This is a genomic window from Enterobacter sp. Li2LvB3 (assembly GCF_056156645.1).
The window spans coordinates 42,108-55,365 of the sequence record NZ_JBSICG010000018.1; the positions used below are offsets into that span (position 1 = coordinate 42,108).

The following is a 13,258-nucleotide window of genomic DNA, read 5'->3' on the forward strand; positions in this document are numbered from 1 at the left end:
CATTTAGCCACATCAATTCTGTGGTTTGTTTGATTTCGAACATAATCGAGCAAGAATCGAAAGTGAAACGTGATTTCATGCGCCTTTTTTGCGCATCCTGTCATATTTCTGTAACAATCTGTGCGTTGTTTCACAGTAACAATCACTGTGATTTTTTAACATCGCCGCCTCTCTGGAGTTAGGGGGTAGATAACCCTCTGAAAATTCAAATACGGCCACGGAGGCTATCATGCTCAGTATCTTCAAACCTGCCCCACATCGGGCGCGTCTGCCAGAGGCAGAAATCGATCCGCTTTACCGTCGCCTGCGTTGGCAAATCTTCCTCGGGATTTTCTTCGGGTACGCGGCTTACTATCTGGTACGTAAGAACTTTGCGCTCGCCATGCCGTATCTGGTAGAGCAGGGTTTCTCGCGCGGTGACCTGGGGTTCGCGCTGTCCGGGATTTCAATTGCCTACGGTTTTTCTAAATTCATTATGGGGTCGGTGTCGGATCGTTCGAATCCGCGCGTTTTCTTGCCTGCCGGTCTGATTCTGGCGGCCGCAGTGATGTTGTTTATGGGCTTTGTGCCATGGGCGACGTCGAGCATTGCCGTTATGTTTGTGCTGCTGTTCCTGTGCGGCTGGTTCCAGGGGATGGGGTGGCCGCCGTGCGGACGTACCATGGTGCACTGGTGGTCGCAGAAAGAACGTGGCGGCATCGTGTCGGTGTGGAACTGTGCGCATAACGTGGGTGGCGGTATTCCGCCGCTGCTGTTCCTGCTGGGGATGGCCTGGTTCAACGACTGGAAAGCCGCACTCTACATGCCTGCCTTTGGCGCAATTGTGGTAGCCATTTTTGCCTTCGCGCTGATGCGCGATACGCCGCAGTCCTGCGGTCTGCCAGCGATTGAAGAGTATAAAAATGACTACCCGGATGATTACAGCGAGCAACACGAAGAAGAGCTGACGGCGAAACAGATCTTCATGAAGTATGTGCTGCCCAATAAACTGCTGTGGTACATCGCAGTGGCGAACGTGTTTGTCTACCTCTTGCGTTACGGCATCCTCGACTGGTCGCCAACTTACCTGAAAGAGGTTAAGCACTTCGCGCTGGATAAATCTTCCTGGGCTTACTTCCTGTATGAATATGCCGGGATCCCAGGCACGCTGCTGTGTGGGTGGATGTCGGACAAAGTGTTCAGAGGCAACCGTGGTGCCACGGGCGTGTTCTTTATGACCCTGGTGACCATCGCTACCGTGGTTTACTGGCTCAACCCGCCGGGCAACCCGGGTGTGGATATGGCCTGTATGATCGTAATTGGCTTCCTGATTTATGGCCCGGTGATGCTGATTGGCCTTCACGCGCTGGAGCTGGCACCGAAAAAAGCGGCAGGGACGGCAGCAGGCTTTACCGGGCTGTTTGGTTATCTGGGCGGCTCGGTCGCGGCGAGCGCCATTGTGGGCTATACCGTTGACTTCTTCGGCTGGGATGGCGGCTTTATGGTGATGATTGGCGGTAGCGTGCTGGCTGTACTGCTGCTGATTGTTGTGATGATTGGTGAAAAACGTCACCACGCTGAAGTGCTGGCGCGTCGTCGATAAGGAATATTACGATGAAATTGACGCAACTTGCGACCGGCCTGTTGCTGGCCGGTCTGATAACAGGCTCCGCACTGGCAGCCGATAAGATTGTTATTGCCCACCGTGGCGCGAGCGGTTACCTGCCGGAACACACGCTGCCGGCGAAAGCGATGGCCTATGCGCAGGGCGCGGATTACCTGGAGCAGGATCTGGTGATGACGAAGGACGACCAACTGGTTGTCCTGCATGACCACTATCTTGACCGTGTGACAGATGTGGCCGAACGTTTCCCGGATCGCGCCCGTAAAGACGGGCGCTATTACGCCATCGACTTCACGCTGGCGGAGATTCGCTCGCTGAAATTTACCGAAGGCTTTGAGATTGAAAACGGCAAGAAAGTGCAGGTCTATCCGGGACGTTTCCCGATGGGCAAATCTGATTTCCGCATTCATACCTTCGAAGAGGAGATAGAGTTTGTTCAGGGGCTGAACCACTCGACGGGCAAAAACATTGGCATCTACCCGGAAATAAAAGCGCCGTGGTTCCATCATCAGGAAGGCAAGGACATTGCTGCCAGAACGCTGGAGGTACTGAAGAAGTACGGCTACACCAGCAAACAGGACAAAGTCTATCTGCAATGTTTTGATGCCGCTGAACTGAAGCGCATTAAAACCGAGCTGGAGCCAAAAATGGGGATGAACCTCAATCTGGTGCAGCTGATTGCGTATACCGACTGGAATGAAACCCAGGAGAAACAGCCAGACGGGAAGTGGGTGAACTACAACTACGACTGGATGTTTAAGCCTGGCGCGATGAAGCAGATTGCGCAGTACGCCGACGGCATCGGGCCGGATTACCATATGCTGGTGGCTGAAGGTTCAACGCCGGGCCACGTGAAGCTGACGGCGATGGTGAAAGAAGCACACGCCAGCAAAATGCAGGTGCATCCGTATACGGTGCGTGCAGACCAGTTGCCAGAGTATGCGACGGACGTAAACCAGCTTTACGACGTGTTGTATAACCAGGCGGGTGTGGACGGGTTGTTTACGGATTTCCCGGATAAAGCAGTAACGTTCTTAAAATAGAAAAAGGGCCGTAAGGCCCTTTTTTTACATCTCGATTTCGATATCGCCTTTTGCCCGGCAGCAGCAGGGCAAAATTTCCCCTTCGTTGATAAAGGCCAGCGGTTCGGTCAGCCAGTCGACCTGGCCTGCGACCAGGCGGCAGCGGCAGGAGCCGCAATACCCGGCACGACACTGGTACTCTACCTCAACCTGATGCGCTTCAAGCGCCACCAGCAGAGAAGGGTGCTCTTCCTGGCACAGCACTTCTGTACCAGAAAGACTGAGCGTTACGCGTGTCATCAGAGCTGGAAGTTGCTCAGGTCGTCAGTATCCACTTCAGCGTCAATCTGACCGACAAGATAAGAACTCACTTCCACTTCCTGCGGCGCAACCTGCACGTTATCGGATACCAGCCAGGTGTTGATCCATGGGATCGGGTTGGAGCGGGTCTGGAACGGCAGATCAAGGCCAACAGCCTGCATACGGATGTTGGTAATGTACTCAACATACTGGCACAGAATGTCTTTGTTCAGGCCGATCATGGAGCCATCGCGGAACAGGTAATCTGCCCACTCTTTCTCTTGCTGTGCAGCCAGTACAAACAGGTCGTAGCACTCCTGCTTGCACTCTTCGGCGATTTCCGCCATTTCCGGGTCGTCCGCGCCGCTGCGCAGCAGGTTCAGCATATGCTGAGTGCCGGTCAGGTGCAGGGCTTCGTCACGGGCGATCAGACGGATGATTTTAGCGTTACCTTCCATCAGTTTGCGCTCAGCGAAAGCGAAGGAGCAGGCGAAGCTTACGTAAAAGCGAATGGCTTCCAGCGCGTTTACGCTCATCAGGCACAGGTACAGTTGCTTTTTCAGTGCGCGCAGGTTCACGGTAATGGTTTTGCCATTCACGTTGTGCGTGCCTTCGCCCAGCAGATGCCAGTAGCTGGTCATCTCGATAAGCTCATCGTAGTAGTGCGCAATACCTTCCGCACGTTTCTGGATCTGCTCGTTGGTGACGATATCGTCAAACACCACCGCCGGATCGTTAACGATATTGCGGATGATATGGGTGTAAGAGCGGGAGTGGATCGTCTCTGAGAACGCCCAGGTTTCAACCCAGGTTTCCAGTTCTGGAATCGAGATCAGCGGCAGCAGCGCTACGTTCGGGCTACGACCCTGAATAGAGTCCAGCAGCGTCTGGTACTTCAGGTTGCTGAGGAAGATATGCTTTTCGTGATCCGGCAGAGCCTGGAAATCAATACGATCGCGGGAAACGTCAACTTCTTCCGGGCGCCAGAAGAAGGAGAGTTGCTTTTCGATCAGCTTTTCGAAGATGTCATATTTTTGCTGATCGTAGCGTGCCACGTTGACCGGCTGGCCGAAGAACATCGGCTCTTTGAGCTGGTCGTTTTTCGTCTGTGAAAAGGTGGTATATGCCATGAATTGGAGTCCTGTCTTACGAAATAAAGGCGGGGATATCCCCGCCCTTCATTAGATCTTACATGCGCCGCTTTCGCAGCCATCGTCCTGAATTGACGGTACCATGTCGTCCTGGGCGTCTTCAGCACCATCACGGGTGTTGTGATAGTACAGGGTTTTCACGCCAAATTTATAGGCAGTGAGCAGGTCTTTCAGCAGTTGCTGCATCGGAACCTTGCCAGACGGGAAGCGCGTTGGGTCATAGTTGGTATTCGCAGAGATCGACTGGTCGATAAACTTCTGCATGATACCCACCAGCTGCAGGTAACCGTCGTTGTTTGGCATTTCCCACAGCAGCTCGTAGTTGTTGCCCAGCGTTTCGTAATCTGGCACCACCTGACGCAGAACGCCGTCTTTCGATGCTTTGATGCTCACATGGCCGCGTGGTGGCTCAATACCGTTGGTGGCGTTAGAGATCTGCGAAGAGGTCTCGGACGGCATCAGGGCAGAGAGCGTAGAGTTACGCAGGCCGTGCGTTTTGATGGACTCGCGCAAACCTTCCCAGTCGAGGTGCAGCGGTTCGCTGACGATCGCATCCAGGTCTTTCTTATAGGTGTCGATTGGCAGAATGCCTTTCGCGTAAGTGGTTTCGTTAAACCACGGACACGCACCTTGCTCTTTCGCCAGCTCGTTGGACGCTTTCATCAGGTAATACTGAATTGCTTCAAACGTCTGGTGGGTCAGGTTGTTGGCGCTGCCGTCAGAGTAACGCTTGCCGTTTTTCGCCAGCCAGTAGGCGAAGTTGATCACGCCAATACCCAGGGTACGACGACCCATTGCGCCACGTTTTGCCGCCGGGATTGGGTAATCCTGGTAATCCAGCAGGGCATCGAGTGCGCGTACAGCCAGCACAGCCAGCTCTTCCAGCTCGTCCAGGCTCTTAATGGCACCCAGGTTGAAAGCAGACAGCGTACACAGCGCAATTTCACCGTTTTCGTCGTTTACATCGTCCAGCGGTTTGGTTGGCAGGGCGATTTCCAGGCACAGGTTAGACTGGCGCACTGGCGCAACAGCCGGGTCGAACGGGCTGTGAGTGTTGCAGTGGTCAACGTTCTGAATGTAGATACGGCCAGTAGAGGCACGTTCCTGCATCATCAGAGAGAACAGGTCTACCGCTTTCACGCGTTGCTTACGGATGCTGTCGTCTTTTTCGTATTTGGTGTACAGACGCTCAAACTCATCCTGATCGGCGAAGAAGGCATCGTACAGGCCCGGGACGTCGGACGGGCTGAACAGGGTGATCTCTTCACCTTTCAGCAGACGGGTGTACATCAGTTTGTTGATCTGCACGCCGTAGTCCATGTGGCGCACGCGGTTGCCTTCAACACCACGGTTGTTTTTCAGTACCAGCAGGCTTTCAACTTCCAGATGCCACATTGGGTAGAACAGGGTTGCTGCACCACCACGCACGCCGCCCTGAGAGCAGGATTTCACTGCCGTCTGGAAGTGCTTATAGAACGGGATACAGCCGGTGTGGAACGCTTCGCCGCCGCGAATTGGGCTACCCAGGGCGCGAATACGACCGGCGTTGATACCGATACCGGCACGCTGGGAGACGTATTTCACAATGGCGCTGGAGGTGGCGTTGATGGAATCCAGGCTGTCGCCACACTCGATCAGTACGCAGGAGCTGAACTGACGGGTAGGGGTGCGCACGCCAGACATGATTGGCGTTGGCAGAGAAATCTTGAACGTCGACACCGCATCGTAGAAACGCTTCACGTATTCCAGACGGGTATCACGCGGATAGTTAGAGAACAGGCAGGCAGCAACCAGAATATAGAGGAACTGGGCGCTCTCGTAGATTTCGCCGGTTACACGGTTCTGAACCAGGTATTTACCTTCAAGCTGTTTCACTGCCGCGTAGGAGAAGTTCATATCGCGCCAGTGATCGATAAACCCGTTCATCTGCTCGAACTCTTCTTCCGTGTAGTCTTCCAGCAGATGCGTGTCGTATTTTCCTAACTCAACCATTTTCACGACGTGGTCAAACAGCGCTGGCGGCTCAAACTGGCCGTAGGCTTTTTTACGCAGGTGGAAAATGGCCAGGCGTGCAGCCAGGTACTGATAATCCGGTGCTTCGCGGGAGATCAGATCTGCCGCTGCTTTGATGATGGTTTCGTGAATATCAGACGTTTTGATGCCGTCGTAGAACTGGATATGGGAACGCAGTTCAACCTGGGAAATAGATACGTTGTTCAGTCCTTCTGCTGCCCAGTCGAGAACTCGATGGATTTTGTCCAGATTGATACGCTCGGTAGTACCGTCGCGTTTTGTCACCAGCAGACTCTGATTCATGTGGGTTTTTACCTGTCCGTGAAATAAAAAAATATCCCCCGTTTATCCACAGGGCAGCCTTGTGACTAACTCTGTGGATAAATACTACATATAGGGGGTTTGCGATAAGATAAACGCTATATGGTGAGTATTCTAGTATCGAATCATTTCAGCACAAGGGTTGATTTTGACGTTAAATTGAGGTTGTGAAAGGGTAAAAAAGCCTAAGTCCTCGTACCGTAAGGCCTGGAAGACATGTCAATAATTTAGAAAAAAAATTCAAAATTTGATCGAGTGCTGATTTCTTCAACGGGAGGTCAAAATTGCGCAACATGATGTCGCGCAATCTTTATAAGATTATTTGATGACGTTAGTCATTTTTGGCTGTTGTATGCAACATATAGTTAACATCAACACCCGGGGCGAGCTTGAATTTGTCTGTTAATGGATTGTAATGCAGACCCGTGATGTGCTGCTCTTTGAGCCATGTGCGATCCACCCAGCTCAGTAATTCAGCAGGCTTGATGAATTTCTTCACATCATGTGTCCCTTTCGGCACCATGCGCAGGACATATTCTGCACCGACCACGGCCATCAGCCAGGCTTTACCGTTACGGTTAATGGTGGAGAAAAACACCTGGCCGCCGGGTTTAACCAGTTTTGCACAGGCATTCACCACCGACTGTGGGTCGGGTACGTGTTCGAGCATCTCCATGCAGGTCACCACATCGTACTGATGGGCGTGCTTCGCTGCATGTTCCTCGACAGTTTCTTGCACATACTCGACCTGCACACCGGACTCCAGCGCGTGCAAGCGCGCAACCTGCAAAGGTTCAAACCCCATGTCCAGGCCGGTAACTGTTGCCCCTTCGCGTGCCATGCTTTCCGCCAGGATGCCGCCGCCACAACCAACATCGAGCACTTTTTTCCCGAACAGACCGCCGGAACGCTCCGCGATATAGCCCAGACGCAGCGGGTTAATACGGTGCAGAGGTTTAAACTCACCTTCGAGATCCCACCAGCGGGACGCCACCGCTTCGAATTTGGCAATCTCTTCATGGTCAACGTTGTGAGCCACCGGGGATTTTTCGGCATTCATGGACGCTTTTACTCCGTAATTTAAAGACGGGGCAGTATATCAGGATAATAAACCAAATTGGTTTATAACCCTGTGGGTGTGTTATAATTTGCGACCTTTGAATCCGGGATACAGTAGAGGGATAGCGGTTAGATGAGCGACCTTGCGAGAGAAATTACACCGGTTAACATCGAGGAAGAGCTGAAGAGCTCCTATCTGGACTATGCGATGTCGGTCATTGTTGGCCGTGCGCTGCCGGACGTCCGCGATGGCCTTAAGCCGGTACACCGTCGCGTACTATACGCCATGAACGTATTGGGCAATGACTGGAATAAAGCCTATAAAAAATCTGCCCGTGTCGTGGGTGACGTTATCGGTAAATATCACCCGCATGGTGATACTGCCGTTTATGACACGATCGTCCGTATGGCGCAGCCATTCTCCCTGCGTTACATGCTGGTAGATGGACAGGGTAACTTTGGTTCGGTCGACGGCGACTCCGCTGCGGCGATGCGTTATACGGAAATCCGTATGTCGAAAATCGCCCATGAGCTGATGGCCGACCTGGAAAAAGAGACCGTTGATTTCGTCGATAACTACGACGGCACCGAACGCATCCCAGACGTCATGCCAACCAAGATCCCGAACCTGTTGGTTAACGGTTCGTCCGGTATCGCAGTCGGGATGGCAACCAACATCCCACCGCATAACATCACGGAAGTGATCAACGGCTGCCTGGCCTTTATCGACGATGAAGAGATCAGCATTGAAGGGCTGATGGAACACATTCCGGGGCCGGACTTCCCGACGGCGGCGATCATCAACGGTCGTCGTGGTATCGAAGAAGCGTATCGCACCGGTCGCGGCAAGATCTACATCCGTGCCCGCGCCGAAGTAGAAGCCGACGCCAAAACCGGCCGTGAAACCATTATTGTTCACGAGATCCCGTATCAGGTGAACAAGGCTCGTCTGATTGAGAAAATCGCCGAGCTGGTAAAAGAAAAACGTGTTGAAGGTATCAGCGCGCTGCGTGACGAGTCTGACAAAGACGGGATGCGCATCGTGATTGAAATCAAACGCGACGCGGTGGGTGAGGTTGTTCTGAACAACCTGTATTCCCAGACTCAGCTTCAGGTCTCCTTCGGTATCAACATGGTCGCACTGCACCATGGTCAGCCGAAGATCATGAACCTGAAAGAGATCCTGAGCGCGTTCGTGCGTCACCGCCGTGAAGTGGTGACTCGCCGTACTATTTTCGAACTGCGTAAAGCACGCGATCGTGCGCACATCCTTGAAGCGCTGGCCGTTGCTCTGGCTAACATCGATCCGATCATCGAGTTGATCCGTCGTGCGCCGACGCCAGCTGAAGCGAAAGCCTCTCTGATTGCGCGTCCGTGGGAGCTGGGTAATGTATCGGCAATGCTTGAACGTGCGGGCGATGACGCTGCGCGTCCTGAGTGGCTGGAGCCAGAGTTTGGCGTGCGTGATGGTCAGTATTACCTGACTGAACAGCAGGCCCAGGCCATTCTGGATCTGCGTTTGCAGAAACTGACCGGCCTTGAGCATGAAAAACTGCTCGACGAGTACAAAGAGCTGCTGGAGCAGATTGCTGAGCTGCTGCATATCCTGGGTAGCGCAGATCGCCTGATGGAAGTGATCCGTGAAGAGCTGGAGCTGGTCCGCGATCAGTTCGGCGATGAGCGTCGCACCGAAATCACCGCGAATACTGCGGACATCAACATCGAAGACCTGATCAACCAGGAAGACGTTGTTGTTACCCTGTCTCACCAGGGTTATGTGAAGTATCAGCCGTTGACCGACTACGAAGCACAGCGTCGTGGTGGTAAAGGTAAATCTGCGGCACGCATTAAAGAAGAAGACTTTATCGACCGCCTGCTGGTGGCCAACACCCATGACACGATCCTCTGCTTCTCCAGCCGTGGTCGTCTGTACTGGATGAAAGTGTATCAGTTGCCAGAAGCGAGCCGTGGCGCGCGTGGTCGTCCGATAGTCAACCTGCTGCCGCTGGAAGCGAACGAGCGTATCACCGCTATCCTGCCAGTACGTGAGTATGCGGAAGGTGTGAACGTCTTTATGGCGACCGCAAGCGGTACCGTGAAGAAAACCGCACTGACCGAGTTCAGCCGTCCACGTTCTGCCGGTATTATCGCGGTGAATCTGAACGAAGGCGATGAACTGATTGGCGTGGATCTGACCTCCGGTTCTGATGAAGTGATGCTGTTCTCCGCCGCCGGTAAAGTGGTGCGCTTTAAAGAGAACGCGGTACGTGCGATGGGTCGTACGGCGACCGGCGTTCGTGGGATCAAACTGGCGGGCGAAGACTCCGTGGTTTCCCTGATCGTTCCGCGCGGTGAAGGTGCAATCCTGACCGTGACGCAGAACGGCTATGGTAAACGTACGGCGGAAACTGAATATCCGACCAAGTCCCGTGGCACGCAGGGCGTTATCTCTATTAAAGTGACTGAGCGCAACGGTTCCGTTGTGGGCGCGGTTCAGGTAGATGATACCGACCAGATCATGATGATCACCGATGCCGGTACGCTGGTGCGTACACGTGTTTCCGAGATCAGCGTGGTTGGCCGTAACACCCAGGGCGTTATCCTCATCCGTACTGCGGAAGATGAAAACGTCGTGGGTCTGCAACGTGTGGCAGAGCCAGTGGATGACGAAGAGCTCGACTCTATCGACGGTAGCGCAGCAGAAGGCGATGATGAAATCGCGCCAGAAGCCGACACCGACGATGATGCAGCGGATGACGCTGAAGAGTAATGTCTCCTGATGCAAAAAGGGCCGGATTCCGGCCCTTTTCTTTTTCAGATGCAGACAAGTGAACGTTGCGACAAGGCGCGTTTACCGCTACCTTAAACCACATTCTTTTTGACCCCGACGGCGGAGCCTCGCCCCCTTGAAATACCTCGTTTCCTTTCGTACCACGCTTAAAGTTTCTCGCTATCTGTTCCGGGCGTTGGCGCTTTTGCTTTGGTTGCTGGTGGCCCTGTTCTCGGTGTTTTACATCGTAAACGCGCTACACCAGAAAGAATCTGAGATCCGCCAGGAGTTCAATCTCAGTTCCGATCAGGCTCAGCGTTATATTCAGCGCACCTCTGATGTGATGAAAGAGCTGAAGTACATCGCTGAAAACCGCCTGACGGCGGAAAACGGGGTGCTTGCCACGCGCGGGCGTAATGACAAAACGGAAGTGCCGGACTTCGAACCTTTGTTCCCGGACTCTGACTGCTCTGCAATGGGCAACACCTGGCGAGGGTCACTGGAATCACTGGCCTGGTTTATGCGCTACTGGCGCGATAATTTTTCTGCCGCCTATGATCTTAATCGCGTCTTCCTGATAGGCAGCGACAACCTGTGTATGGCTGATTTCGGTCTGCGTGATGTTCCGGTTGAGCGCGATGACGCCCTGAAAAGCCTGCATGAACGGATCGTGAAGTACCGTAATGCGCCGCAGGACGAGCGCGGCAACAATCTTTTCTGGATAAGCCAGGGGCCGCGTATGGGCGTGGGTTATTTCTATGCCCTGACGCCGGTCTATCTGGGGAATCGCTTACAGGCACTGCTGGGCATTGAACAAACCATCCGTATGGAGAACTTCTTCACTCCTGGTAGCCTGCCGATGGGCGTGACCGTTCTGGATGAAAATGGTCATGCCCTGATTTCACTGACCGGGCCGGAAAACCGGTTAAAAGTCGATTCCCACTGGATGCAGGAACGTTCCTGGTTTGGCTATACGTCTGGTTTTCGTGAGCTGGTGCTGAAGAAAAGTTTACCCCCGTCTTCGCTCAGCATTGTTTACTCCGTGCCAGTGGACATGGTGCTGGAGCGGATTCGAATCCTTATCCTCAACGCCATTATTCTTAATGTCCTGGTCGGGATTGCGCTGTTTACACTGGCGCGTATGTACGAGCGGAAAATCTTTATCCCGGCGGAAATTGACGCGCAGAGGCTGGAAGAGCACGAGCAATTTAACCGTAAGATTGTTGCTTCCGCCCCGGTGGGTATCTGTATCCTGCGCACCCAGGATGGTACGAACATCCTCAGTAACGAGCTGGCGCATAACTACCTGAACATGCTGACGCATGAAGACAGGCAACGGTTGACGCAGATTATCTGTGGGCAACAGGTTAACTTTGTTGATGTGCTGACCAGCACCCATACCAACCTGCAAATCAGTTTCGTCCATTCCCGCTATCGCAATGAAAACGTGGCGATTTGTGTACTGGTGGATGTTTCTGCCCGCGTGAAAATGGAAGAGTCATTGCAGGAGATGGCCCAGGCGGCAGAGCAGGCCAGCCAGTCGAAATCCATGTTCCTTGCGACAGTCAGCCATGAACTGCGAACCCCGCTGTACGGGATCATCGGTAACCTCGATCTTCTGCAAACCAAAGAGTTGCCAAACGGCGTTGAGCGCCTGGTAACGGCAATGAACAACTCGTCGAGCCTGCTGCTGAAAATCATCAGTGATATCCTCGACTTCTCCAAAATTGAATCTGAGCAACTGAAAATTGAGCCGCGCGAGTTCTCCCCGCGTGAAGTGATGAACCACATCAGCGCCAACTACATGCCGCTGGTGGTGCGCAAACAGCTCGGACTTTACTGCTTTATCGAACCGGATGTGCCGCTGACGCTACAGGGCGATCCGATGCGTTTACAGCAGGTGATTTCTAACCTGCTGAGCAATGCCATTAAGTTTACCGACATCGGGTGTATTGTGCTGCATGTCGGCCACGATGGGGATTACCTGAGCATTCGCGTGCGTGATACGGGTGTGGGGATCCCGGCAAAGGAAGTCGTTCGCCTGTTTGACCCGTTCTTCCAGGTCGGTACCGGTGTGCAGCGTAACTTCCAGGGTACAGGGCTGGGGCTGGCAATTTGTGAAAAACTGATCAGTATGATGGACGGCGATATCTCCGTAGACACCGAACCCGGTATGGGGAGCCAGTTCACCATCCGTATTCCGCTCTATTCGGCGCAGTATCCGGTGAAATCAACGCTGGATGGGCTGAACGGCAAGCGCTGCTGGCTGGTCGTTCACAACGCCTCGCTGCATGATTTCCTGGTCTCATTGCTGAGCAACAGCGGGATGCGGGTTTCGCGTTATGAAGGGCAAACGCCGGACGCTGACGATATACTGGTCACCGATGACGAGCTGGAACAGGCCTGGACGGGAAGAGGCGTGGTCACGTTCTGCCGTCGTCATATCGGCATCCCGCTTGAACGCGCTCCCGGGGAATGGATCCACAGTGTCGCCACGCCGCATGAAATTTTGGGGCTGCTGGCGCGTATTTACAGCGTTCAGCTGGAAGACAGCGAAGGGGCTGCGGCGCTGCCGTCACCAGAATCTCTGGCGTCTGAGAACGACGATATGATGATTCTGGTGGTGGACGATCACCCAATTAACCGTCGACTGCTTGCCGACCAGTTAGGCTCTCTGGGTTACCAGTGTAAAACCGCCAATGACGGCGTGGATGCCCTGAATGTCCTGAGTAAAAACCACATCGATATCGTGTTAAGCGACGTCAACATGCCGAACATGGACGGTTATCGCCTGACGCAGCGTATTCGCCAGCTTGGCCTGACTCTGCCGGTGGTGGGGGTGACGGCAAATGCGCTGGCGGAAGAGAAACAGCGCTGTCTGGAATCCGGCATGGATAGCTGTCTGTCGAAACCGGTGACGCTGGACGTGCTCAAGCAGACGTTGTCAATTTATGCCGATCGCGTGAGAAAAACGCGGAAATAAAAAAAGGCCCGTAAGGGCCTTTTTGTTTGTTCTCCC

At 53.6% G+C, this 13,258-nt stretch carries 8 protein-coding genes; 4 read left to right on the forward strand and 4 right to left on the reverse strand.

Annotated elements, in window-relative coordinates:
- Positions 1 to 229 precede the first annotated feature (229 nt).
- Together glpT and glpQ are read left to right on the forward strand one after the other, a co-directional pair.
- Complete coding sequence (gene glpT, locus ACS603_RS15500) at positions 230 to 1,582, forward strand: glycerol-3-phosphate transporter (RefSeq protein ID WP_182061841.1); 1,353 nt, start codon at positions 230 to 232, stop codon at positions 1,580 to 1,582.
- Positions 1,583 to 1,593: 11 nt separating this feature from the next.
- Positions 1,594 to 2,646, forward strand: a complete 1,053-nt coding sequence (gene glpQ, locus ACS603_RS15505) for a glycerophosphodiester phosphodiesterase (protein WP_182061840.1) — start codon at positions 1,594 to 1,596, stop codon at positions 2,644 to 2,646.
- Between the two features lie 24 nt (positions 2,647 to 2,670).
- Here glpQ and yfaE read toward each other — a convergent pair whose 3' ends face one another.
- The 4 genes from yfaE to ubiG all read right to left on the reverse strand — a co-directional run bounded on the left by yfaE (position 2,671) and on the right by ubiG (position 7,470).
- Positions 2,671 to 2,925: a class I ribonucleotide reductase maintenance protein YfaE gene (gene yfaE, locus ACS603_RS15510; RefSeq protein WP_182061839.1), complete on the reverse strand. Its 255-nt coding sequence runs from the start codon at positions 2,923 to 2,925 to the stop codon at positions 2,671 to 2,673.
- Complete coding sequence (nrdB, locus tag ACS603_RS15515) at positions 2,925 to 4,055, reverse strand: class Ia ribonucleoside-diphosphate reductase subunit beta (RefSeq protein ID WP_182061838.1); 1,131 nt, start codon at positions 4,053 to 4,055, stop codon at positions 2,925 to 2,927. The genes yfaE and nrdB overlap by 1 nt, the downstream gene beginning before the upstream one ends.
- 51 nt (positions 4,056 to 4,106) lie before the next feature.
- Complete coding sequence (gene nrdA, locus ACS603_RS15520; RefSeq protein ID WP_182061837.1) at positions 4,107 to 6,392, reverse strand: class 1a ribonucleoside-diphosphate reductase subunit alpha; 2,286 nt, start codon at positions 6,390 to 6,392, stop codon at positions 4,107 to 4,109.
- A 349-nt stretch (positions 6,393 to 6,741) separates the two neighbouring features.
- On the reverse strand, positions 6,742 to 7,470 hold the full coding sequence (gene ubiG, locus ACS603_RS15525) for a bifunctional 2-polyprenyl-6-hydroxyphenol methylase/3-demethylubiquinol 3-O-methyltransferase UbiG (RefSeq protein ID WP_474944534.1): 729 nt from the start codon (positions 7,468 to 7,470) through the stop codon (positions 6,742 to 6,744).
- A 132-nt stretch (positions 7,471 to 7,602) separates the two neighbouring features.
- Between ubiG and gyrA the strand changes: the two genes are divergently transcribed.
- Positions 7,603 to 10,239: a DNA topoisomerase (ATP-hydrolyzing) subunit A gene (gene gyrA, locus ACS603_RS15530; RefSeq protein ID WP_395675375.1), complete on the forward strand. Its 2,637-nt coding sequence runs from the start codon at positions 7,603 to 7,605 to the stop codon at positions 10,237 to 10,239.
- 136 nt (positions 10,240 to 10,375) lie between these two features.
- Positions 10,376 to 13,222, forward strand: coding sequence for a two-component system sensor histidine kinase RcsC (rcsC, locus tag ACS603_RS15535; RefSeq protein WP_182061834.1), 2,847 nt, complete (start codon positions 10,376 to 10,378; stop codon positions 13,220 to 13,222).
- Positions 13,223 to 13,258: the final 36 nt, after the last annotated feature.